General features: G+C 32.7%; 28 protein-coding genes. 20 read left to right on the top strand and 8 right to left on the bottom strand.

Features of this window, described 5'->3' with window-relative positions; translation table 11 throughout:
• Window positions 1–48: 48 nt before the first annotated feature.
• The 16 genes from OLM51_RS08485 (at window position 49) to OLM51_RS08410 (ending at window position 13,732) form a co-directional block, all read left to right on the top strand.
• On the top strand, window positions 49–492 hold the full coding sequence (locus OLM51_RS08485) for a hypothetical protein (protein WP_264553884.1): 444 nt from the start codon (window positions 49–51) through the stop codon (window positions 490–492).
• A 90-nt stretch (window positions 493–582) separates the two neighbouring features.
• The gene (locus OLM51_RS08480) at window positions 583–1,149 is read left to right on the top strand and encodes an anthranilate synthase component II (protein WP_264553883.1); all 567 of its coding nucleotides are present in this window, start codon (window positions 583–585) and stop codon (window positions 1,147–1,149) included.
• Window positions 1,150–1,227: 78 nt separating this feature from the next.
• On the top strand, window positions 1,228–1,635 hold the full coding sequence (locus OLM51_RS08475; protein ID WP_264553882.1) for a GNAT family N-acetyltransferase: 408 nt from the start codon (window positions 1,228–1,230) through the stop codon (window positions 1,633–1,635).
• A 139-nt stretch (window positions 1,636–1,774) separates the two neighbouring features.
• Window positions 1,775–2,767 carry an anthranilate phosphoribosyltransferase gene (gene trpD, locus OLM51_RS08470; protein WP_264553881.1) on the top strand — a complete coding sequence of 331 codons (993 nt, stop codon included), beginning with the start codon at window positions 1,775–1,777 and terminating at the stop codon, window positions 2,765–2,767.
• 84 nt (window positions 2,768–2,851) lie between these two features.
• Complete coding sequence (gene trpC, locus OLM51_RS08465) at window positions 2,852–3,631, top strand: indole-3-glycerol phosphate synthase TrpC (protein WP_264553880.1); 780 nt, start codon at window positions 2,852–2,854, stop codon at window positions 3,629–3,631.
• A gap of 108 nt (window positions 3,632–3,739) precedes the next feature.
• A complete protein-coding gene (locus OLM51_RS08460; protein ID WP_264553879.1) occupies window positions 3,740–4,402 on the top strand; it encodes a phosphoribosylanthranilate isomerase in 663 nt (220 codons plus the stop codon).
• Window positions 4,392–5,573, top strand: a complete 1,182-nt coding sequence (gene trpB / locus OLM51_RS08455; protein WP_264553878.1) for a tryptophan synthase subunit beta — start codon at window positions 4,392–4,394, stop codon at window positions 5,571–5,573. The genes OLM51_RS08460 and trpB overlap by 11 nt, the downstream gene beginning before the upstream one ends.
• Before the next feature lie 6 nt (window positions 5,574–5,579).
• Window positions 5,580–5,897, top strand: a complete 318-nt coding sequence (locus OLM51_RS08450; RefSeq protein ID WP_264553877.1) for a gamma-glutamylcyclotransferase family protein — start codon at window positions 5,580–5,582, stop codon at window positions 5,895–5,897.
• Window positions 5,898–5,957: 60 nt separating this feature from the next.
• Window positions 5,958–6,593, top strand: a complete 636-nt coding sequence (locus OLM51_RS08445) for a LysE family translocator (RefSeq protein ID WP_264553876.1) — start codon at window positions 5,958–5,960, stop codon at window positions 6,591–6,593.
• Between the two features lie 12 nt (window positions 6,594–6,605).
• A complete protein-coding gene (locus OLM51_RS08440) occupies window positions 6,606–7,343 on the top strand; it encodes a carbon-nitrogen hydrolase family protein (RefSeq protein ID WP_264553875.1) in 738 nt (245 codons plus the stop codon).
• Between the two features lie 109 nt (window positions 7,344–7,452).
• On the top strand, window positions 7,453–8,214 hold the full coding sequence (gene trpA / locus OLM51_RS08435) for a tryptophan synthase subunit alpha (RefSeq protein WP_264553874.1): 762 nt from the start codon (window positions 7,453–7,455) through the stop codon (window positions 8,212–8,214).
• Window positions 8,215–8,221: 7 nt separating this feature from the next.
• Window positions 8,222–8,935: a hypothetical protein gene (locus OLM51_RS08430; RefSeq protein WP_264553873.1), complete on the top strand. Its 714-nt coding sequence runs from the start codon at window positions 8,222–8,224 to the stop codon at window positions 8,933–8,935.
• A gap of 171 nt (window positions 8,936–9,106) precedes the next feature.
• Complete coding sequence (locus tag OLM51_RS08425; RefSeq protein WP_264553872.1) at window positions 9,107–9,736, top strand: TetR/AcrR family transcriptional regulator; 630 nt, start codon at window positions 9,107–9,109, stop codon at window positions 9,734–9,736.
• Window positions 9,726–11,045 (top strand): TolC family protein, encoded by a 1,320-nt coding sequence (locus tag OLM51_RS08420; protein WP_264553871.1) that lies wholly within the window; start codon window positions 9,726–9,728, stop codon window positions 11,043–11,045. Before OLM51_RS08425 ends, OLM51_RS08420 begins: the two co-directional genes overlap by 11 nt.
• A 12-nt stretch (window positions 11,046–11,057) precedes the next feature.
• On the top strand, window positions 11,058–12,137 hold the full coding sequence (locus tag OLM51_RS08415) for an HlyD family secretion protein (protein ID WP_264553870.1): 1,080 nt from the start codon (window positions 11,058–11,060) through the stop codon (window positions 12,135–12,137).
• 5 nt (window positions 12,138–12,142) lie between these two features.
• A complete protein-coding gene (locus tag OLM51_RS08410) occupies window positions 12,143–13,732 on the top strand; it encodes an MDR family MFS transporter (protein WP_264553869.1) in 1,590 nt (529 codons plus the stop codon).
• Window positions 13,733–13,926: 194 nt separating this feature from the next.
• On the opposite strand, the gene yaaA is transcribed toward OLM51_RS08410, so the two are convergent.
• Window positions 13,927–14,685 carry a peroxide stress protein YaaA gene (gene yaaA, locus OLM51_RS08405; protein ID WP_264553868.1) on the bottom strand — a complete coding sequence of 253 codons (759 nt, stop codon included), beginning with the start codon at window positions 14,683–14,685 and terminating at the stop codon, window positions 13,927–13,929.
• A 426-nt stretch (window positions 14,686–15,111) separates the two neighbouring features.
• Here yaaA and OLM51_RS08400 point away from each other — a divergent pair, with 426 nt between their 5' ends.
• Genes OLM51_RS08400 through OLM51_RS08385 form a run of 4 tightly spaced genes read left to right on the top strand, consistent with a single transcriptional unit; the run spans window position 15,112 to window position 19,158 of the window.
• Window positions 15,112–16,539: a CCA tRNA nucleotidyltransferase gene (locus tag OLM51_RS08400; RefSeq protein WP_413614534.1), complete on the top strand. Its 1,428-nt coding sequence runs from the start codon at window positions 15,112–15,114 to the stop codon at window positions 16,537–16,539.
• A gap of 21 nt (window positions 16,540–16,560) precedes the next feature.
• Window positions 16,561–17,586, top strand: a complete 1,026-nt coding sequence (locus OLM51_RS08395) for a COX15/CtaA family protein (RefSeq protein ID WP_264553866.1) — start codon at window positions 16,561–16,563, stop codon at window positions 17,584–17,586.
• Window positions 17,587–17,616: 30 nt separating this feature from the next.
• Entirely contained in the window at window positions 17,617–18,420 is an 804-nt protein-coding gene (locus OLM51_RS08390; RefSeq protein ID WP_264553865.1) for a hypothetical protein, read from the top strand.
• A gap of 12 nt (window positions 18,421–18,432) precedes the next feature.
• Window positions 18,433–19,158: a hypothetical protein gene (locus OLM51_RS08385; RefSeq protein WP_264553864.1), complete on the top strand. Its 726-nt coding sequence runs from the start codon at window positions 18,433–18,435 to the stop codon at window positions 19,156–19,158.
• A gap of 40 nt (window positions 19,159–19,198) precedes the next feature.
• On the opposite strand, the gene OLM51_RS08380 is transcribed toward OLM51_RS08385, so the two are convergent.
• The 7 genes from OLM51_RS08380 to OLM51_RS08350 are packed head-to-tail and all read right to left on the bottom strand — an operon-like array spanning window position 19,199 to window position 23,478.
• Complete coding sequence (locus OLM51_RS08380; protein WP_264553863.1) at window positions 19,199–19,966, bottom strand: LytR/AlgR family response regulator transcription factor; 768 nt, start codon at window positions 19,964–19,966, stop codon at window positions 19,199–19,201.
• Between the two features lie 36 nt (window positions 19,967–20,002).
• Window positions 20,003–20,371 (bottom strand): 2TM domain-containing protein, encoded by a 369-nt coding sequence (locus OLM51_RS08375; protein WP_264553862.1) that lies wholly within the window; start codon window positions 20,369–20,371, stop codon window positions 20,003–20,005.
• A 19-nt stretch (window positions 20,372–20,390) separates the two neighbouring features.
• On the bottom strand, window positions 20,391–20,696 hold the full coding sequence (locus OLM51_RS08370) for a 2TM domain-containing protein (RefSeq protein WP_264553861.1): 306 nt from the start codon (window positions 20,694–20,696) through the stop codon (window positions 20,391–20,393).
• A 2-nt stretch (window positions 20,697–20,698) separates the two neighbouring features.
• Window positions 20,699–21,028, bottom strand: a complete 330-nt coding sequence (locus OLM51_RS08365; RefSeq protein ID WP_264553860.1) for a 2TM domain-containing protein — start codon at window positions 21,026–21,028, stop codon at window positions 20,699–20,701.
• 2 nt (window positions 21,029–21,030) lie between these two features.
• A complete protein-coding gene (locus tag OLM51_RS08360) occupies window positions 21,031–22,389 on the bottom strand; it encodes a histidine kinase (RefSeq protein WP_264553859.1) in 1,359 nt (452 codons plus the stop codon).
• Window positions 22,390–22,411: 22 nt separating this feature from the next.
• Complete coding sequence (locus tag OLM51_RS08355; RefSeq protein ID WP_264553858.1) at window positions 22,412–23,035, bottom strand: hypothetical protein; 624 nt, start codon at window positions 23,033–23,035, stop codon at window positions 22,412–22,414.
• A gap of 35 nt (window positions 23,036–23,070) precedes the next feature.
• On the bottom strand, window positions 23,071–23,478 hold the full coding sequence (locus tag OLM51_RS08350; protein ID WP_264553857.1) for a DUF2141 domain-containing protein: 408 nt from the start codon (window positions 23,476–23,478) through the stop codon (window positions 23,071–23,073).
• Between the last annotated feature and the right edge of the window lie 402 nt (window positions 23,479–23,880).

Genomic DNA, 23,880 nt, shown 5'->3' with positions numbered 1-23,880 from the left:
CTGGAGACAAAGATTGACAAAACCATAAACTATAAACAATTAAAAACCATGAAAAAAGCAGTATCAATTTTAGTTTTAATCATTACTATGACATCTTGTAATTCAGAAAAAAAACAAAACCCGATTGAAGGAACCTGGCGTCTTATATCAGCAGAAACGACAGAAAAAGATTCAACGTTCTCGACTTTCAATTCTAAAACAAAAATGATTAAGATTATTAACGATACACATTTTGCCTTTTTTAACCACGATTTAAAACACGGAAAAGACACAACAGCAGCATTGTTCTTTGGCGGAGGCGGAAAATATACTTTAAAAGACAGTATTTATACCGAGCATTTAGAGTTTTTCAACAACCGCGATTGGGAAGACAACAAATTTGAATTTGTGGTGAAAGTTCAAAACGACACTTTAATTCAAAAAGGAGTAGAAAAAGTAGAAAAATTAGGAGTAGATCGTGTTATTATAGAAAAATACGTTCGAGAAAAATAAACAAAATTTAGTTTCAAGTTTTCTTTGTTTCAAGTTTCAAGTTAGGAAACTTAGAACCTCAGAACCTTAGCAACTTAGAACCTTAAAAAAATGAAAAAGATATTAGTTATAGACAATTACGATAGTTTTACTTACAACCTAGTACACTATCTAGAAGATTTAAATTGCGAAGTTACGGTTTACAGAAACGACGAATTTGATATCGACGAAATCGCTTCTTTCGAAAAAATACTACTTTCTCCGGGACCAGGCGTTCCAGACGAAGCAGGTTTATTGAAAGCGGTAATAGAAAAATACAGCCCAACAAAAAGTATTTTGGGAGTTTGCTTAGGTCAACAGGCAATTGGAGAAGTATTTGGAGGAACACTTTCAAATCTTGATAAAGTATATCATGGCGTTGCCACAAACGTAAAAACAGTGGTTTCAGATGAAATTCTTTTTGAAGGCTTAGGAAACGAATTTGAAGTAGGAAGATATCATTCTTGGGTTGTAGATGCCAATTTACCGGAAGTATTAGAAGCAACTTCTGTAGACGAAAACGGTCAAATTATGTCTTTACGACATAAAACATTTGATGTAAGAGGCGTGCAGTTTCATCCGGAAAGTGTTCTGACTCCAAACGGGAAAAGGATTTTAGAGAATTGGATTAAAAGCTAGTTAAATTTTTGGTTCAAGTTTCAGGTTTCAAGTTGTTGGAACGTGAAACTTGAAACCTGAAACAAAAAAACAAAATCAATGGAAATAAAACTTTCAGAAACCAGAGAAATCAATATTGAAGACATTTTAGTTCTATATAAAGCAAATGAATGGAGTTCGGCAAGCAAACCTAACGAACTATATAATGGTCTTTTAAATTCGGAAACTTTAATAACGGCTTGGGAAGGCAAAAAGCTTATCGGACTTGGTAATGCTATTTCTGATGGATTTCTGACTGTTTATTATCCACATTTATTGGTACTTCCTGAATATCAAGGAAAAGGAATTGGAAAATTGATTTTGAATAAAATGCAGGAGAAATACAAACACTTTCACATGCAAATGTTAACCGCAGACGGAAAATCAGTCGATTTTTATAAAAAGAACGGCTTTGAAAGAGCAGGAAAAACAGAACCTATGTGGATTTATCAAGGAAATGAACATTGAAAATGTAGTCGTAAAGTCTAATGTCGAAAGTCATAAAGTCAAATACGAACTAAAAAAATATAAATAACACAACACTAAAATAAGTAATAGAAACAAAAGACTTTAAGACTTTTGACTTTCGACTTTAAGACTTAAAAGAATGAAAACAATATTAAATAAATTAATCAACCACGAAGTGCTTTCTAAAGAAGAAGCCAAAAACGTATTGATTAATATCTCAAGTGGTCAATATAATCCGAGCCAGATTTCGGCATTTTTGACTGTATTTATGATGCGAAGTATTACGATTGATGAACTTTCGGGTTTTCGCGAGGCCTTATTAGAACTATGCATCCGTGTTGATCTATCTGCTTATAATACTATCGATTTGTGCGGAACAGGCGGTGACGGAAAAGATACGTTCAATATTTCGACTTTGGCTTCTTTCATCGCAGCCGGAGCTGGAATAAAAGTAGCCAAACATGGAAATTATGGAGTTTCCTCAATTTCAGGATCGAGCAACGTAATGGAAAAAATGGGAATTAAATTCAGTAATGAAGCTTCTTTCTTAGAAAAATGTATTGATAAAGCCGGGATTTGTGTTTTGCACGCTCCATTATTTCACCCAGCGATGAAACATGTTGGGCCAATAAGAAAAGAACTGGCCGTAAAAACGTTCTTCAATATGTTAGGTCCTATGGTTAATCCGTCTTTTCCGCAAAATCAATTGGTTGGTGTTTTCAATTTAGAATTGGCAAGAATGTACGCCTATCTATATCAAAATACCGAGGTAAATTTCACAATCCTGCATTCACTTGACGGTTATGATGAAATTTCTTTAACTGGTCCAACAAAAATCATTACAAGCGATATGGAAGGTATGTTGAATCCGCAAGATTTTGGTGTTCGCCTTTTAGCGCAAAGAGAAATTGAAGGAGGAAGAACAATCGAAGAATCGGCAGATATGTTTGTCAATATCATTTCCGGAAAAGGAAGTGAGGCACAAAATAATGTTGTTTGTGCAAATGCAGCAATGGCGATTGCAACAGTAACAAAATGCTCTCCACAAGAAGGCTTTAAACAAGCGAAAGAAAGTTTGTTTTCTGGAAAAGGATTAAAAGCACTACAAACATTACAGGAATTAAGTAAGTAAAATTTAGTTTCAGGTTTATTTTGTTTCAAGTTTCAAGTTGTTGGAACGTGAAACCTGAAACCTGAAACCTGAAACAAACAAAACATGAATATCTTAGATAAAATAATAGTTGATAAAAAACGAGAAGTCGTTCTAAAAAAATCAATCATTCCGGTTTCACAATTGGAAAGTTCAGTATTTTTTGGAAGAGAAACGATTTCTTTAAGTCAAAAACTAAAAACAAGTTCAACTGGAATTATTGCAGAACATAAACGTCGTTCTCCTTCAAAATCAGTAATTAATCAAAGTTTTACAGTTGAAGAAGTGGTAAAAGGCTATGAAAATGCTGGCGCTTGCGGAATCTCAGTTTTAACAGATGGAAAATATTTTGGAGGTTCTCTCGACGATTTACTTTTAGCAAGAGCGAGTGTAAATATTCCCCTATTGCGAAAAGAATTTATTGTCGATGAATATCAAATTCTGGAAGCAAAAGCTTTTGGAGCCGATTTGATTCTGTTGATCGCAGCCGTTTTAACCCGCGAAGAAATAAAATCATTATCAGAATTTGCAAAAAAACTAGGTTTAGAAGTTCTATTGGAAGTTCACAATCAGGAAGAATTAGAAAAATCGATTATGCCCAGTTTAGACATGATTGGTGTAAATAATCGAAACCTAAAAACTTTTGAAGTAAGTCTGGATTTCAGCAAGCAATTAGCTTCTCAAATCCCAAATGATTTTGTAAAAGTTTCTGAAAGCGGAATCTCATCCATCGAAGCCATTTCAGAACTAAGACCTTATGGTTACAGTGGTTTTTTAATTGGAGAAAACTTCATGAAAACCGATAACGCCGGTCAAGCAGCTATTGACTTTATTAGTCAGCTGTAGGCAGTAAGCTATAGGCTATATGCCTTTAGCAAGAAGTTAAATAAAAAAAATCAGCACAAAGCAAAAAAGCCTAAAGCTTATTGCTTAAAGCTTAAAGCATTAAAAAAAATGAAACTTAAAATCTGCGGCATGAAATATCTCGATAATATACTCGATGTAGGATCGCTCCTACCCGATTATATGGGATTTATTTTCTGGGAAAAATCCGCTCGCTATTTTGACGGAACGATTCCGGAACTGATTCACACCATTAAAAAAACAGGTGTTTTTGTAGATGAAACTGTTGATAACATTATGTCAACAGCTGAAAAATATCATTTACAGGCAGTTCAGTTACACGGAAAAGAATCTGTTGAATTTTGTCAGCAATTAAAATCTAAGATTGACGCCAAAATTGGTGCTACAATCGAAATCATCAAAGTCTTCTCTGTCGATGAAAGTTTTGATTTTGAAGTTTTAAAACCTTTTGAAAACGTATGTGATTATTTCTTATTTGATACAAAAGGGAAATTACCTGGTGGAAACGGAACCACTTTTGACTGGAAAATACTGGAAAATTACAAATCTGAGAAACCACTGTTTTTAAGTGGTGGCATTGGAATTGAAGAAATACCCGCAATAAAAAACCTTAAAATTCCGATTTACGCGATTGATGTAAACAGTAAATTTGAAACAGAACCGGGATTAAAAAATAAAAGCTTATTAAGAAAGTTTCAGAAAAATCTAAAACCTGCAACTTTAAACCCTAAACAACTACACAATGAATTATAATGTCAACGAAAAAGGATATTACGGAGAATTTGGAGGAGCTTATATTCCCGAAATGTTATATCCAAATGTAGAAGAATTACGCCAGAAATACTTAAGTATTATGGATGAACCGGATTTTAAAGCAGAATTCAATCAATTACTAAAAGATTATGTTGGACGCCCAAGTCCGCTATATTTTGCAAATCGTTTATCTGAAAAATACAATACCAAAATATATCTAAAAAGAGAAGATTTAAATCATACCGGAGCACATAAAGTAAACAACACAATCGGACAAATTTTACTGGCGAAACGCCTTGGTAAAAAAAGAATTATTGCCGAAACCGGAGCTGGACAGCATGGTGTAGCAACAGCAACTGTTTGTGCTTTAATGGGAATTGACTGTATTGTTTATATGGGAGAAATTGACATTGCACGTCAGGCGCCTAATGTAGCACGTATGAAAATGTTAGGCGCAGAAGTTCGTCCGGCACTTTCAGGATCAAGAACATTAAAAGATGCAACAAACGAAGCCATTCGTGATTGGATCAACAATCCGGTTGACACACATTATATAATTGGATCTGCGATTGGACCGCATCCTTATCCGGATATGGTAACGCGTTTTCAAAGCATAATTTCAGAAGAAATTAAATGGCAGTTAAAAGAAAAAGAAGGACGTGAAAATCCGGATTATGTTGTAGCTTGCATCGGCGGAGGAAGTAACGCTGCAGGAACGTATTATCATTTTCTGCACGAACCAGAAGTTGGAATTATAGCTGTTGAAGCGGCTGGAAAAGGTGTTGACAGCGGTCATAGTGCTGCAACCAGTAAATTAGGTAAAGTGGGCGTTATTCACGGTTGTAAAACTCTTTTAATGCAGACTCCAGACGGACAAATTACTGAACCCTATTCAATTTCTGCGGGACTTGATTATCCTGGAGTTGGGCCTTTGCATGCTCATTTGGCACAAACCGGACGAGGAGAATTTTTCTCTGTTACAGATGATGATGCTATGAATGCAGGTTTACAATTAACAAAATTAGAAGGAATTATTCCGGCGATTGAAAGTGCACACGCCTTTGCGGTTCTGGATCAGAAAAAATTCAAACCAACAGATGTTGTAGTGATCAGTCTTTCAGGCCGTGGTGATAAAGATTTAGATAATTATATCGAATATTTTAAATTGTAATAATTTATGGAAAAGTTATTCTCTTACGGAACATTACGCTCAAAAGAAGTTCAAATGCGACTTTTTAAAAAAGTCTTAACTGGTACTCCAGATCAGCTTTTGGGTTATAAATTGAAAAGTCTAAAGATAGAAGAAGAATTTGGAATGGCAGATTATGTTGTAGTAGTGCCTAGCGAAAATTCTTCAGATATTATTCATGGTGTAGTTTTCAATGTTTCCAATGCAGATTTGGCTAAGGTAGATTTGTTTGAATCTAATGCATACAGAAGACTTCAGGTAAAATTACAATCAGGAGAAACAGCCTGGATTTATATGGAAAGTTAATAGCGCTATAAAACCTGATAGCTGAAAAATTTTGAAAAACGGATACGATAAAAACAAAAAATGACTGGAATAATCAATTACGAAACTTTTATCCTAACGGGTCTTTTACTAAATATAACTCCCGGTAATGATACCATTTTTATATTAAGCAGAAGTATGGCTCAGGGAAAAAAAGCAGGAATTATGTCTGTATTAGGTATTGCAACAGGCTCGCTAATTCATACTGCACTTGCCGCTTTTGGTCTTTCTATTATTATTGCCAAATCAATATTGGTTTTCAATATCATAAAATATGCCGGTGCAGCTTACTTGCTGTATATTGGTTTCAAAATGTTAACAGACAAAACCCGACTGGATACAGATAAGTTAATTTCAGAAGATTCGATCGACTTAAAAAAAATATATCGAGATGGCGTCATAACAAATGTTCTCAATCCAAAAGTTGCTTTGTTTTTCATTTCATTTCTTCCTCAATTTATTGATCAACATGCAACAAATACGATCGTACCATTTATCAAACTTGGTGTAACATTCACAATTACCGGAACAATCTGGTGCTTAATTTTGGCAAACTTTGCTTCGATAATTTTTTCAAAACTAAAACACAATAAAAAACTTTCGAATTATGTCAACAAAACCTGCGGAGGAGTTTTAATTGCATTAGGAATAAAAATAGCGTTGACGACTAAAAAGTAAAAATAAAAATACATGATTTTAGCAGCAGCACAAACAAAACCAATCCGAGGAAATATTGATGCTAATTTAATAGATCATTATCGTCTTATCGAATTGGCTGTAAAAAATAAAGCGCAATTAATTGCATTTCCTGAATTATCTATTACAGGTTATGAAAGAGAAAATGCAAAAAAATTAACTTTCAAAGAAGACGATTCTCGTTTGGATCATTTGAAAAAACTTGCTGTAGAAAATAATATTGCGATTATTGCCGGTGCACCGATTCAAATAGAATCTGAATTGTTTATTGGCGAATTTGTTATTTCTCCAGATAGCTCGGTTTCTATTTATACAAAGCAGTTTTTGCATGAAGGTGAAGACGAATATTTTCACTCATCGTTTGATTACAACCCGATGATTAATATTGAAAATCAAAATATTTCGTTTGCGATTTGTGCTGATATTGACAATCCGTTGCATCCGGAAAATGCAAGTAAAAGAAATACTAATATTTATATTGCCAGCATTTTCTTTTCACCAAACGGAATTCCCAATGCGTATCGGGATTTACAAAGTTATGCCGAGAGACATAAAATGAATGTTCTCATGTCAAATTTCAGTGGAGAATCCTGGGGATCGCCTTCGGCAGGACAAAGCGCTTTTTGGAATAATAAAGGTGAATTAATTGGCCTGATGAATGATTCAGATTCTGGGTTATTATTGGTAGAAAAACAAAATGATAATTGGACAAGTAAGATTATCATCGATTAGCAGACATTCCTGCAAGGTTTTCAAAACCTTGTAGGTATAAATAATTTACTTAAAATAAAACACCTACAAGGTTTTGAAAAGCTTGCGGGAGAAATAAAAGATATTAAAAATGAACAGAATAACTCAAAAATTACAAGAAGATAAAAAGATACTTTCTATTTATTTTTCAGCTGGATATCCTAATTTAAACGATACGGTTCAAATCATTCAGGATTTAGAAAAAAATGGTGTTGACTTAATCGAAATTGGTTTACCTTTTAGTGATCCCTTGGCGGATGGACCTACAATTCAGGCAAGTTCTACACAAGCACTTCATAACGGAATGACGACTCAAATTCTTTTTGATCAGTTGAAAAACATTCGCGAAAGCGTAAAAATTCCGTTGATTATTATGGGGTATTTCAATCCGATGTTACAATACGGAGTTGAAGCTTTTTGCAAAAAATGTGCTGAAATTGGAATCGATGGTTTAATTATTCCTGATCTTCCGGTTGACGTTTACGCTGATGAATACAAAGCTATTTTCGAAAAATATGGTTTAATAAACGTGTTTTTGATTACACCACAAACTTCTGACGAAAGAATTCGTTTTATAGACAGCGTTTCAAATGGATTTATCTATATGGTAAGTTCGGCAAGTGTTACCGGATCTCAAAGCGGTTTTGGAAATACTCAGGAAACCTATTTTGAAAGAATCGCAGCTATGAATTTAAAAAACCCTCAAATCGTAGGTTTCGGAATTTCAAACAAAGAAACTTTCAGTCAGGCAACAAAATATGCCAAAGGTGCTATTATTGGAAGTGCTTTTATTAAGCATTTAAGTGACAGTGGCAGTGGGAAAATTGCCGAATTTGTTGGAGAGATTCGATAATTAAAAGATGAAAGTTTTTAAATCTTTATTATATTCTTTTATTCTCTTAATTTTCATAAGCTGTGACAGGAGTTGGCATTTATCTGAGTTATATATGCAAAAGATAGAAAATTCTTCAAAAGTCATCTATAAATATGATGCTTGGGGAGGTCGAGATTCTCATATTTTTGGATATGCTATTCTAGATTCAACAGATGTATTTGATATCGATAATGTCAAACCATTACCTTTTCAATATTTTGAAAGCATTCCAACAAAACGAAATATTTCCGGTGTTATTTGTGAAAAACTTGACGATAAAAAAGCTTCAAACGAGATCTTTATGCCTTTAGAAATTAAGTATAATAAAGAACAGGGAATTAAAATCAAAACTAAAATTTTTCAAAACGAAGGTTTTGTAAGTAGAAATCAGGGGTATAAAAGATATCAATTTGAAACATTTAAAGAATCTCGTGATAGCATTTTCTTTTATAATTTGAATGATATTAAGAGTTTAGAACCTGAGCATTTAGATATTTTAAAATTAAAAAAAACAAATATTTTTATCGGGACGACAAGTCCAAATGTAATTTCTATAATATCAATTGAAGATTTAAAACTATCACCAAAAAATGAGATTATCTCTAATATTCGATATGAACTAACTCCTAAGAATAAAACCGATATTAGATTATTTTCTAATACTGGAATTTTTAAAGAAGTGAAATTACCCAAAAATTAATTTAAAAAAGCCTGAAAAACAAGATGTTTTCAGGCTTTTTTTATTCGTAAAGATCAAATATCGCTTCAAAATCAACCCAGTTGTTTTATGTTAATATTATGTTAAAATAAAATTAAACAAGTGTTTAAATTAAACAACTGTTTAATTTTGTACCCGATTAGAAACAATACCATGTCATACATCGAATTAAACGATAAAAAAATTCAGATTCTTGAGGTTGCAGAAAAGCTATTTTCTGAGAAAGGATTTGAGGGGACATCTATACGTGATATTTCAAAAGAGGCAAAAATTAACATTGCCATGGTTTCGTATTATTTTGGTTCAAAAGAGCGATTATTAGAGGCCTTAATCCTTTATAAAACTTCTGATTTAAAGTTAAGACTTGAAAATTTGTTACAGGAAGATCTGGAACCTATTGAAAAAGTCAATAAATTAATCGAAATTTACATTCACAGAATCAGTTGTAACAAAGGGATTTTCAGGGTTTTGCACTTTGAAATCAACGCAAAAAAAAGAGAAAAAAGTTTTATTGCTTTCACAGAACTAAAAAAAGGAAATCTCAAATCTGTTGAAAGCATTATTAAACAAGGTCAGGAAAAAGGTGTTTTCAGGAAAGATATTATCATTCCGCTTATCACTCCCACAATTATTGGAACTTTCTTTCACTTTCATATGAATAAATCTTTTTATGAAGAATTATTAAATTTAAAAACAGAAGCCATGTACAACGAGTACATTAAAACCAGTCTTACAAAGCACATTCAACAAACTATAAAAGCGCTACTTGTTTATGAAAATTAGTCAATTAATGCTCTTTGGAGTTTTCTTTATCGGAATATCTTCAATAGAAGCACAAGAAAAAACAAGTTTAACCTTGGACGAAGCCGTTAAAATGGCCTGGGAAAAAAGCAACGAGGTTACTCTTGCCAATTCTAAGGTAAACACAAAAAAATACGAATTAAAAACCGTAAAAAACAATCAATATCCGGACATCAAAGTTTCGGGGCAATATCAACGTCTTACAAAAGCTTCGATTGATATGCCAAATCAGGGAGAAAGTGCATCATTGGCTTCTCCTGACAGAGCAATGCTTGGAATGGCTAATTTAAGCTTACCTATTTTTGCAGGATTTAAAATTCAAAATAGCATTGATGCGTATGATAATTTATACGAAGCTGAAAGTGCTAATGCTGCAAAGACTAAAGAAGATGTAGCTCTAAAAGTTGTTACATATTACACAGCGCTATACAAAGCTCAAAAAACTCTGGATGTTTTAAACGAAAATCAAAAAAGTGCAAAACAACGTGTTACTGACTTTACAGAGTTAGAGAAAAACGGAATTATTCCGAGAAATGATTTATTGAAGGCACAATTATTAGTTTCTAAAACGCAATTATCTATTGACGAAGCGAATAATAATATCAATAATATCAATTTTTATCTTACTACTTTATTAAAGTTGGATCCTTCTGTAAAACTTCAGGTAAATGAAGAGGATTTCTTTAATTTAAAAACGAGTAATGCACCAACTTCTGATGCTGTAGCTCTTGAAAGCAGAAAAGACTTAGAAGCTATCAGGCTTCAAAGTAAAGCTTCTGAAGCTAATGTTAAAATTGCAAAAGCAGGATATTACCCTTCGGTATCATTACTTGGCGGTTACACAGCCTTTGATCTTAAAGATATTATAACTGTAAAATACGCAATGAATTTTGGAATTGGCCTATCTTATGATATCTCAGGAATTCTAAAAAACAATGTTCACGTAAAAGAAGCAGAAAGCAGAGCTTTGGAAGTTAAAAATACCGAAGCTATTATGACTGACCGTATTAAAGTTGAAGTTCAGAAATCTATTGAGGATTATGATTTGGCAATTAATCAAAGTGTAGTTTATCAAGAAGCGCTTGAGCAGGCAGCAGAAAATTACAGACTTGTAAAAGATAAGTTTGACAATGGTTTATCTGACACCAATGATTTGGTAGAAGCTGACGTTGAACACTTAAATGCTAAAATACAAACTGCATTATCTAAGGCAACTATTATTCAAAAATATTACGAATTACTTTCAGTATCAGGACAATTATCTCAATCATTCAATCTTTCTAAAATATAATCGATAGCTCTCATGGAAAAGAAAAAGACAAATAAAAAATTCATCATCATACTAACCGTTTTGGTTTTAGTGGGAGGAACTTACGGAATATCAAAATATTTACACTCTCAGGCACACGAAGAAACGGATGATGCTCAAATTGAGAAAAAAATGAATCCGATTATTCCAAGAGTATCAGGATATATCAGCAAAGTTTATGTGAAAGATAATGATTTTGTAAAAAAAGGAGATACTTTATTTACAATCGATAAGAGAGATTATCAACTAAAAATCGATGAAGCAAATGCTGCTTTATTAGGTGCAGAAGGTCAATTTGAAGCTGCAAAAGCAGATATCGGAAGTGCATATGCAAGTATCAATGTTTCTGATGCTCAAATGAAATCTGCAGGTGGTTCTATTGAAAGCGCTAAAATTAGATTGAGACAGCTTACAAACGATTATAACCGTTACAATAATTTGTACAAAACTCATACTATTACGAAACAACAATATGAGCAGGCTTTAACGGCAAAAGAAGAAGCTGAAAACCAAGTACGTGTTTTAGAACAACAACAAAGAGCAAGTTCTTACCAAAAATCGGTTATTCAGTCAAAATCTAAAGTTTCTGACAAACAAACTGAAGTTGCAGCAGCAAACATCAAAAAAGCTAAAACAATGTTAGATGTTGCTCACTTAAATTTAAGCTATACAGTAGTTACTGCTGCTATTGATGGTCAGGTATCTAAAGTAGATATTCAGCCGGGACAATTGGTTCAGCCAGGACAATCTTTATTTTATATTATTAATAATAACGAAGCTTGGGTTGTAGCAAACTTTAAAGAGACACAATTAAACAAAATGATTGTGGGACAAAAAGTAAGTTTAAAAGTAGATGCCTATCCAAACTATGAGTTCAAAGGAATTGTAACTTCTTTTTCTCCAGCTACAGGATCACGTTTTTCTTTATTACCTCCTGATAATGCAACAGGTAACTTCGTAAAAACAATTCAGAGATTACCAGTAAAAATTAGTTTAGATCCATCAAACGATCCAGAAAAAGTTAAATTATTACGTCCGGGGATGAATGTTGATGTAGACGTACATTTGAAATAAAATAAATGGCAACAGCAGTACAAGGAGACGACGATTTAGTAGAATACGGTTACAGACGTGTCATTATCACGATTACAGCAGTACTTTGTGCTTTGCTGGAAATCGTAGATACCACAATTGTAAACGTAGCGCTAACAGATATGCGAGGAAGCCTTGGAGCTACCTTGACTGATGTGGCGTGGGTAATTACAGCATACGCAATTGCGAATGTTATTGTAATACCAATGACGAGCTGGCTATCGCAGCAATTTGGAAGACGTAATTATTTTGTGGCTTCTATCATAATATTTACGGTCTGTTCTTTTTTGTGTGGTAACGCCAGTAATATATGGGAACTCGTAGCTTTTAGATTCTTTCAGGGAATGGGTGGAGGTGCGTTACTTGTAACCGCTCAAACCATTATTACCGAAAGTTATCCGGTTGCAAAACGTGGTATGGCTCAGGCAATTTATGGTATGGGTGTAATTGTTGGTCCAACTTTAGGTCCGCCTTTGGGAGGATATTTAGTAGACAATTATTCCTGGCCTTATATTTTTTACATCAATATACCTTTAGGAATTATTGCTACTATTTTGGCATTAACATTTGTAAGAAGTCCAAAATATGGTGAGAAACTAAAAGCGAATCAGGTTGACTGGTGGGGAATTATTTTGTTGAGTGCCTTTATCGGGTCTCTGCAATTTGTATTGGAACACGGACAGCAAGACGACTGGTTTAATGATTCATTAATTGTAACCTTGAGTGTGGTTACCGTTCTTGGTTTAGTATTATTTATCTGGAGAGAGCTTACTTATAAACATCCGATCGTAAACCTCAGCGTTTTAAAAGACGGAAATTTAAGAATCGGAACCGTAATGTGTTTTATTCTTGGTTTTGGTTTATACGGATCAACCTTAATTATTCCGATTTATACGCAGTCAATTTTAGGATGGACAGCAACTGATGCCGGATTATTATTGATCCCCGGATCGATTACAACAGCAATCATGATGCCTTTTGTTGGTAATATGATTCAGAAAGGTGTTCCGCAAGGATATATGGTGGGAATTGGATTTTTAATCTTCTTCTTTTTCACCTTTATGATGTATACAAGAATGACTCCGGATACAGGTGTAGAGCATATGTACTGGCCTTTGATCTTGAGAGGAATTGGTTTAGGATTACTATTTGTACCTATTACGACCCTTTCGCTTTCGACTTTAAAAGGAAAACAAATTGGTGAAGGAGCAGCATTTACAGGAATGATGCGTCAGTTAGGCGGATCTTTTGGTATTGCTATCATTACTACTTTCATCACACGTTTCAGTCAGTCGCACAGAGTAGATCTAATTAATAATTTAGACCCTGCAAAATTTGATGTTCAGCAACGTATTGCAGGAATGCAGCACGCCTTTATGGCAAAAGGATATAGTGCCGATGTTGCATTAAAAAAGGCCTATCAGGCTATTGAATATTCAGTATTGAAACAAAGTACTGTAATGGCTTACATGGATATTTTCATGTATTTAGGAATTATGTTTTTATGTTGTATACCGATTATTCTCTTTATTAAAAAAGGGAAGAACAAAATTAGTGCAGCCGACGCAATGCATTAATAATAATAATTTTATAATACGCAGAAACGCCGAATTCGTTATTTAGAATTCGGCGTTTATTTTTTTTATACTACCTACATCTGCTAAATCTGCAGGGATTACAATTCCTGCCTACAATATGTTTCAAGTCTCCGACTCTCAAATAGAAAAGCTTAGAATCTTAGCAACTCAGAATCTTAGTATCTTTTAAAAAACTATCTTGTAAAAACTAAGTGATTTCCCTTAGAAAGATTTGCATCAAAACGATACCCATCATAATTAAACCCTTTTAAATCGTCAATCGTTTCGGCATTGGTATCAATAATATAACGAACCATCATACCTCTCGCCTTTTTCGCAAAGAAACTAATCATTTTTAATTTTCCGTCTTTATAATCTTTAAAGTCTGGGGTAATGACAGGAACTTTTAAAGCTTTTACATCAACAGCCGAGAAATATTCGTTGCTCGCCAAATTCACAAATAATTCGTCTTTTTTTAATTCTTTGTTTAAAGCTTTAGTTACAACAGGTTTCCAGAATTCGTGCAGGTTTTTATATTCACCAACCGGCATCTTGGTCCCCATTTCTAAACGGTATGCCTGCATTAAATCAAGTGGTTTTAATAGACCATAAAGTCCCGATAAGATTCTTAATTTATCTTGCAGAACATCTAATTTTTCTAACGGAATTGTATACGCATCCAAGCCAGTGTAAACATCACCATCAAAAGTATAAACAGCCAGGCGTGCATTTTCTGGTGTAAAGGGCGTTTTCCATTCCTGATTACGTTTCCAGTTTAAATCGGCTAATTTTTCTGAGATAGACATTAATTCTGATAATTCAGCTGGCTTTTTTTGCTTTACTTCTTTATGAACTATGCGGGCTTCTTTCAGGAAAGAAGGTTCAGTATATTGGGATGTTGGTAATTCTTTTTCGAAATTCAAAGATTTCGCTGGAGATATAACAATTTTCATTTGTGCTTTTTTGTATGATTCAAAAATACAAATTGAATTTTTAAAAATTGATTATCCTAATTGATTTGTTTTATTACGTTATAAATGATTTTTTTTTGCCACGAATTGCACTAATTTCCTCGAATTATTCTTTTGCGTAAATTGCTTTGTTTTACCACTCCCGATAGCTATCGGGATAAAAAGATTTGCACAGATTCTTTTAATCCTATTAATCCTTTAATCTGTGGCAAAGAAAAATAAATTCGTGAAAATTAGTGTAATTCGTGGCAACACTTTCTCAATTCATAAAAATGAACCTATCAAAATGTGAAATTGTTCAAAAAAGTGAGCAATAGATTATAATAGGCATTTTCTATGTTGTAAATTTGCATGCATTTCATTTATTCGAAAATTGAAATCGTCTTTTATTCAAAAATTAGTGAATTCGTGGCTATACAAACAAATTATAAAACTGCTTTACAAAACAAAATCTTCGATATTATTTCGAAAGCTTCTCAGGAATTAAATGTAGACTCTTATGTGATAGGAGGTTTCGTTCGTGATTTGCTTTTAAATCGAGGTTCTAAAAAAGACATCGACGTTGTAGCGGTTGGAAGCGGTATCGAATTAGCTCTTAAAGTTTCTGATTTGCTTCCGAACAAACCAAAAGTTCAGGTTTTTAAAACTTACGGAACAGCAATGCTCCGTTTTGAGGATACCGATATTGAATTTGTTGGTGCACGAAAAGAATCCTACAATCGTGACAGCCGAAACCCAATTGTTGAAAACGGCACTTTACAAGATGATCAAAATCGCCGTGATTTTACTATTAATGCATTGGCTCTGTCTTTAAACGAAAACAACTTTGGTGATCTTTTAGATCCATTTAATGGTTTAGCCGATTTGGAAACTAAAACAATCAAAACACCTTTGGATCCGGATATAACTTATTCTGATGATCCTTTGCGTATGCTGCGTGCCATTCGTTTTGCTACACAATTAAATTTCGAAATTGAAGAAAATTCACTAAATGCGATTACAAAAAATGCTGACCGTATTAAAATCATTACAGGTGAAAGAATTGTAGATGAATTGAATAAAATTCTATCTACAGATAAACCTTCTACAGGATTTTTACTTTTATACAAAACCGGACTTTTAGATTTAATCTTACCTGAATTAACAGCCTTGAATCAGGTGGAAGAAATTGAAGGCCATACACATAAAAACAACTTTTATCACACACTTGAGGTTGTAGATAATATTTGCCCAAATACAGATGATGTTTGGTTACGCTGGTCGGCTTTGTTGCACGACATTGGAAAAGCACCAACAAAACGTTTTACCAAAAAACAAGGCTGGACTTTTCATGGTCATGAATTTTTGGGTGGAAAAATGGCTAAAAAAATCTTCGAACGTTTGCATATGCCATTGAACCACAAAATGAAATTTGTTCAGAAAATGGTCATTATGAGTTCACGCCCGATTGTTTTGGCGCAGGATATAGTAACCGATAGCGCTGTTCGTCGTTTGGTTTTTGATGCGGGTGAAGATGTAGAAAATTTAATGACTTTATGCGAAGCTGATATCACAACCAAAAATCCATCAAAATTCAAAAAATATCATAAGAACTTTGAACTCGTTCGCAAGAAAATTGTTGAAGTTGAAGAACGTGATCATGTACGTAATTTTCAGCCTCCAATTTCCGGAGAAGAAATTATGGAAATATTCGATTTGAAACCTTCTCGTGAAATTGGAGTTTTGAAAGAAGCAGTAAAAGAAGCTATTTTAGAAGGGGATATTCCAAATGAATATCAGGCTGCTTATGATTTTGTGATTAAAAGAGCTGAAAAAATGGGCTTAAAAAAAGTATAAGAAATAAGTACTATTAATAAAATGAAAAAAGAGAATAAATCAGTAATCATTTGGTTACTATCAGGTTGTGTTTTATTGTTTTTAATGGTTGTCGTGGGCGGAATTACACGTTTGACCAATTCGGGTTTATCCATGACCGACTGGCATTTGGTAACCGATACTTTCCCACCTTTAACAGATGCAAAATGGAATGAAGCTTTTGAACAATATAAGAAGTTTCCGGAATATCAAAAAATCAATATTCACAACGATTTTCAATTAGCCGATTATAAATTCATCTATTTCTGGGAATGGTTTCACCGTTTCATTGGCCGTATTATCGGATTGGTTTTCTTTGTGCCGTTCGTTTACTTTCTGATCAAAAAGAAATTAGATACTGATACCATCAAAAAATGTATCGTTCTTTTAGGAATGGGAGCTTTTCAGGGATTTCTTGGATGGTTTATGGTTCGCAGCGGATTAATAGATAATCCAGATGTAAGTCATTTTAGACTTTCATTGCACTTGACTTTTGCTTTTATCACTTTTGCTTATACCCTTTGGGTAGCACTTGATTTGATTTATCCCGAAAGAAATATCAACAAAATAATTCCGCTTCGTACAATCGCAAGATATGCTTTGGTGGCTTTACTAATTCAGATTATTTACGGTGGTTTTGTTGCCGGATTAAATGCCGGATTAATTCACAACCATTGGCCATTAATGAGCGACGGAGAATTTATTCACGAGTCGGTTTTTATAGAACAATCTTCTTTAATCAAAAATTTAATTGAAGGAAAAAGTGGTGTTCAGTTTGTACACAGAACTTTTGCTTATGTTGTGGTGGCAATTATTCTTTTCCTTTTCTACAGAAGTAAAAAATATACGCTAACTAATACACAGGCAAACGGAATTAAAACATTAGTTATTTTTGTTTTTATTCAGTTTTTGCTTGGAGTTTTTACATTATTATACAGTGTTCCATTGGCTTTAGGATTGATTCATCAAATTATGGCATTTTTCCTTTTGAGTGCAATGACCTATACATTGCATAGATTGAGTAAATAACAAATTATTTCTTAAATGCTAACCAAAACCATGAAACAATTTTCAATTCTTTTTTTACTATTTTTTATAATAAGTTGCGGTAACAAAAAAGAATCTGAAAAAAAACAAACTCCTGAAACTACTAAAACTGACATCAAAGCTTCAGCAGATAGAAGTCAGGAAATTAAACCTATATTCGAAAAATACTCCAAAGAGGGAATTGTATTAAACGGGCAATTGCAAGTATTTGATGAAAAGCTTAATAAAATAGACAAGCTTGAAGTTAATGAAATTTCGAAAATTGAAATTTTAGAAAAAACTACTTCTATTTACAATATTGATCATAGCCGTGATTATTGCTTGAAATCAAACTTTGTAAAAATTAAATACAAAGAGAAAAATTACATTCTTTTTGGAAGAGATGTTTATAAAATAGATGAAAGTGATCAATTCGATTTTAAAGACAATAGCAACGAAAAGTTTTCTATATTTTCAGTTGCCAATTTCGAAATGGGCGCATCTGACGAGGATGGATTAACAGATTGTGATGATTATAGTTTATTAGTAGTTTTAAACCAAAATACTAATAAATATTCTACCATTAAAAATCCTGAAATTCAAGAATATTATCCAAGTCAAAAATTTGCTACTCTTGCTCATGATGACGGTTCATTAGAGAACATCTATAATGTAAAAGTAGCATACGATTCTTTAATCGTGGGAATTAAAATAAGTTACCAGGAAGGTTATGGTTCTTACTTTTTAAAAACAAGTTTTAAAGATAATTTTAGTAAATCTTATATAACAGATAGAAAACGATTTGAAGAAGAAAGCGTTTATAAACAATTGAAGTAAAATCTTTTTAAAATGAAAAACATCTTTACTATTCTTATTTTTTTCTTTCTTTTTGCTAAAACTGCTTTTGCACAAGTATATGATGTCGGAAAAAGCAAAGAATGGTCTAATGTAAATGATTCTGAATATAAATCTGAAGGTATTAGTACTCTTAAAAACCTTGATTTTTCGAAAATATGGCAAGATCCAAATTATAATGTTTTGGGTATTATTGGAGAAAATTATCAAAAACTGGGGATAAAATATATCTCGATAATCAAAGATCCTGAAAATCCTAATGTCTATTTGGTTTTTGGTAAATCGATCGTAAAAAACAATGTCTGCGAGTTTCAGGGAAAAATAGATATTATTCAAAATTATGTTCAAAAAGAGCCCTTAATCCCACGATATAAAACCAAAGGATATATAGTTGCTAATTGTATTTTTTATGAGAACTCTTTGCAAAACAATTCGGGATATTTCAAGGGGGTTTTACGAACTGATTATGGCATAAACAATGACAATTCTCTTGAATATCCGGACGATGGTGATGAGCCGGATTCTAATTGCAACAATGGATTTGTAGGCAGCTGGACCGATTATAAAACTAAAAAAAGTAAATTATCTCATTGGGGATCAGATTTTGTTCCGATGAGCAATGATCTAAATGTATCTCAGTCCGTTGGAGATTTTATTCCAAACAACAAATATCAAAATAACGGATGGAATACTGATTTCCGTAAAGATTGGTGGAAATAGAAAAACGAAACTTCTTTTAATTTTTATAATCTGGAATCTCTTATCCCAGCCAAGCCTTAAAATCCTGTACTTTTTCACGACTTACAATAACCTCATCTTCTTTGTAAGTTGGTAAAATCACTTTTAAACGAGAATTGGTATACACCTGAATCTCTTTTATTGCCTGAAGCGGCACTATGAATTTTCTGCTCACACGAAAGAAATCTTTCATATCTAATTCCTGTTCGAGGATTTCTAAAGTGGAATCGATTAGATAATTCCGATTGTCGAAAGTATGAATGTATGTTCCTTTATTTTCACTAAAAAAACATTCAATTTCTTCTGTTGCAATCACTTTTAAATGTTGTCCTATTTTAACTGTGAATCTTTTCTTGTAATTCTTTTCAAAAGGATTTGAAAGCATTCTTCGTATCTGCTCAAAGTCAAGCTGCAAATTACTGTTTTCTGATTCTATTTTAGGTAATCTTGCTTTAAATTTAGTAACTGCCACTTCAAGATCATCTTCGTCTATTGGTTTTAAAAGATAATCAATGCTATTTAGCTTAAAAGCTTTTAGCGCATATTCATCATAAGCGGTTGTAAAAATAATAGCGCTTTGAATGTTTATTTTTTCGAAAATCTCAAACGATAAACCATCTGATAACTGAATATCAAGAAAAATTAAATCGGGATGTTGATTATTTGTAAACCAATGAATCGATTCTTCTACAGAATGCAACATTGTTTCTACAGCAATATCTAACTTTTCTAGTTTTCTCTGCAACAATCTTGCAGCTGGTTTTTCGTCTTCTATGATTAATGTGGTCATTTACTAAAATGCAAAAATTGAAAATTTAACACAAAATTACTCCCATTTATTTTTATTCTGAGCTTCTTTCTCCATAATTTTTTGAATTTTCTTTTGCTCCCATTCGTCACCAAAAAAAAAATCACGACCAAAAACAGAAAACGCATGAATGGCTAAAGCTATCCCCCAAAAAAAAGCGGTTGAATAGATTTCCCAATCTCTGAAACCTCTCACTTCAAAATGATTTCCTATATAACCTTTATTCAAATGTGAAATAATGATAATAACGTTCACTATCAGATAAACCTTTAAATGCGAATAAAATCCTTTTATTCTTTTTACCTTTCTATAGGCTATATTATAGCTTTCGTCTGTACTAAATTCATGTGCATATTCTTCATACATGCGTCTTCTAAATCGTCCCATTTTATTTGGATTTAAAAAATTATTGCCATTTGTTTTGGTTCTCTTTTTCTTTTTCCATCAATTCTTTGATTTTTCTTTCTTCCCAGTCTTTTCCTAAAACCGGAAATACGTCAAAAACTTTTAATCCATGAAAAACAACTCCAATTCCCCACCATAATAGCGGCCAAAAAAACCATAAATATTCTGGTGATGTCCACAAATTTATGATTATCAATATAATATTCACAAAGATGTAAGAAGTAAGATTTCCATAAAAACCTTTAATGTTCTCTACTTTCTTTTTTGCTATATAATATTTATCCTCTTCAGTAAATTTTACGTCCATGATTACTCCCATTTTTGTTTTTTCTCTTTTTTCTCTAAGATGCTTTTCAGCTTACGTTCCTCCCATTCTTCTCCAAAAATTTTAGAAGAAGCAAATATATCCACTGCAGATACCAAAAATGCAGTACTCCAAACTATCATTACTAAATTATTTAGATACTGGACTGGAAACACATTCAAAGGAAGTCCAAAATAGTTCTTTAAAGTAAACAAAATCAATCCAATACTATAGAAAAAAGCATGTATGTAAAATGATTTAAGTTTAACTACTTTCCTGCTGGCAATTTGCCGCAATTCATTTTTTTCCGGGTCATTATCAAAATCTCTTTCCATGATTATTTCCAACTTTGCTTGTTATTTTCTCTTTCCAAAATTTCTCTAATTTTTCGTTCTTCCCAATTTGTGCTGTAGCCAAAAACTTTAAAAGCATGCATTACAACTCCAAATCCCCAACCTAAAGCCGAAAACCAAAACCATTGAAATCCTGGCGAAAAGGTCAAATTCACGAAGATCAAACAAGGAATCACACAACAATATGAAATGACATTGGCATAAAATCCTTTTAATTCTTCTACTCTTTTTTTAGCTCTGAAATAAGCTTTATTTTCATCTGTATATTCTGCATTATTTTCCATAACCGTAATTTGTTTCGTTAAAATTGGAATTTTAACTGTAAATGTTTGTTCATTTTGTTCGATCAAAACTTTTCTGTTGGTTACAATTCCGTATCGGTTTACAATATTTTGCAATCCAACTCCCTGTCTGTCCTGAAGAACTTCTTTTTTCTGAAAATCATTCTGAATTGCCAAATAATCTCCATCAATAAAAATTCGAATATGTAATGGTTTTTGCTCGCTTACAACATTATGCTTTACCGTATTTTCGAGTAAAAGCTGTAATGATAAAGGAACTACTTTTGCATCTGGATTTATATTTGTCGTTGGTAATTCGTAAAATAAACTATTCTCAAAACGCATTTTCAACAAATTCATATACGTTTTTGCAAATGACAGTTCGTCTTCAACAGAAACCAATTCTTTGTCTTTTTGCTCTAAAACGTAGCGATAAATCTTAGATAAAGAAGTGGTAAATCGTTGTGCATTATCTGGATTTTCTTCGATTAAAGAACTTAAAACATTCAAACTATTAAAAAGAAAATGCGGGTCAATTTGATTTTTTAAACTTTCGAATTTAGCATTTGCTGTTCCTGCAATAATCTTTTGTTGTGTTATTTCAAACTTTGATGCTTGTTTCCATTTTACCATGAAACTTCTGGCTTGCATAAAAGTCGAAACTCCAAGCGATAAAATGATATAAAAAACATGGTTCCAAATCATTCTCTCTCCAAAAAAGTCTTCTACCGGTCGCTTTTGGGCTACAATAAAAACAATATAATTTATTGCTAAAACAGCCGGAACCGTATATAAAACTGTAACCAGAATACCGTAGTAAACTCTCAAATTTGTCTGTTCCAGCCAATCCCACTTTTTATCCAAAAGCACACTTAAAAAACCATTACCAAATCCCAGCCCGAAAGAATAAAGAGAGCTTAATAAAAAAGTTAGTAATACATTTTGAAAATTTAAACTATCTCCCAAAAAAGCTGAGAAGATTACCGTAAAGACCATAGAAATTTTAAAACATACAATTGTTCCACTTTTTAAATCCGAAAATGCATTTCTATGATCTTTCATTATAATTACTTTCTACTTAATATTATTTACCACAATTTTTTTGAGTTTCCAAAGCTCTTTCTAATCCCCATTTTGGAGAAAAAGGTGTTTCTGGTTTAAAAGTAGCAAAAAGTTGAATAGCTTTATCAACTTGCGCACAAAGAGGTTTTGTATCAACACCAGTCCATTTTGCACCTCCTATTTGATAATCCGCTTCTCCAAAAACAATTCTTGGATTATTTGGGTCTATCGCTTTTCCTTTTGCGTAAGCTTCCATCACTTTAGCCGAATATTTCATTCCGTTGGTCATTGGATCAGCAACTACCCAAGCAGTATAAATCAAAGCTTGCATGGCATATAACTCTGCATTATTCTGATCTTTAATGAACTCAACATCCAAAGCATCTTGTGCCTTTGTCAATAATAAATCAATTTTTGTTTTATCTTTTTCTGAAAACGCTGCCGTAGTGTTTACCATTGCAACATAATAATTCGGTAAATAACTTGTTTTCTCTGCCGAAGCTATTCTCTCAAACATTGCAGAAGCATCTGCATTTTTTCCTTCTTTCCAAAGTCCGAAAGCTTTAGTCATTCCTTGTTCAAATTGTGTTTGTGCAGAGCTTATTACTACTACAAATAATGCAATCAAAGTGATAATTTTTTTCATTTTATAAATGGTTTAAATGGTTTGTTAGTTACTCTTTATAATGTTATTTCAATTTTTGAATCTTTATCAACAACAAATTTAGCATCTTTATAGGCAGGAGGCCCCATAAATCCTTTAGCATTGTTTGAAGCAGCGTAAGCTTCAGAAGGTGCTCCCATCGCATTTCTATCCAGTTTTCCGTTATTGTTTTCATCATGATAGGTCGAAATCGCATATTCTCCTGCTGGAAGATTATCAAATGTTACAACTACTTCGTTGTTTTTAATTTCAGAACTAAGACTTTTATAGGTCGTTTTGAGAAATGTATCGTCTGAGTTGTACAAACCTACTTTAACAATTCCTGTATCGTTTTTTAAACCTGAAACGGTAACAGTTAGTTTTACATTTTGAGCAGACATCAAACTGCAGATAAATAATGTGATTATTGTAATAATTTTGGTCATGATTTCTTTTTTTAAGGTTGTTGTTTTTTTTTAGGTTCTAAGATTCTGAGTTGCTATCCCGATAGCTATCGGGACTAAGTTTTGTTTTTGATTGATGATTAAAACTCTTTTCTTTTAAGGTTCTAAGTTTTTCTTCTTAGTGTCTTAGAAGCTCATTATTTATACTTCAAAAGTATGTTGCTTTTTATTGTTTTAAAATTAAATGATACTGAGTTGTTGAATTTGATGACTGAATTGTTTTTTTTTCTGAGGTTCAAAGGTTTTCTTATCAGCTACAAAGGCTCAGAGCAACAAAGGGACAAAGGTTTATCTCAAATATTTCAAACCTAAAATTGGACTAAACAATTATTTTTTTTAAACATTATGCTAATAAAAAAACCTTTGTCCCTTTGAACCTTTGCC

This window comes from Flavobacterium sp. N2038, from assembly GCF_025947185.1.
Classification (GTDB): domain Bacteria; phylum Bacteroidota; class Bacteroidia; order Flavobacteriales; family Flavobacteriaceae; genus Flavobacterium.
The sequence above is the reverse complement of the archived record's forward strand: the minus strand, read 5'-3'. Positions and strand labels throughout refer to the sequence as shown.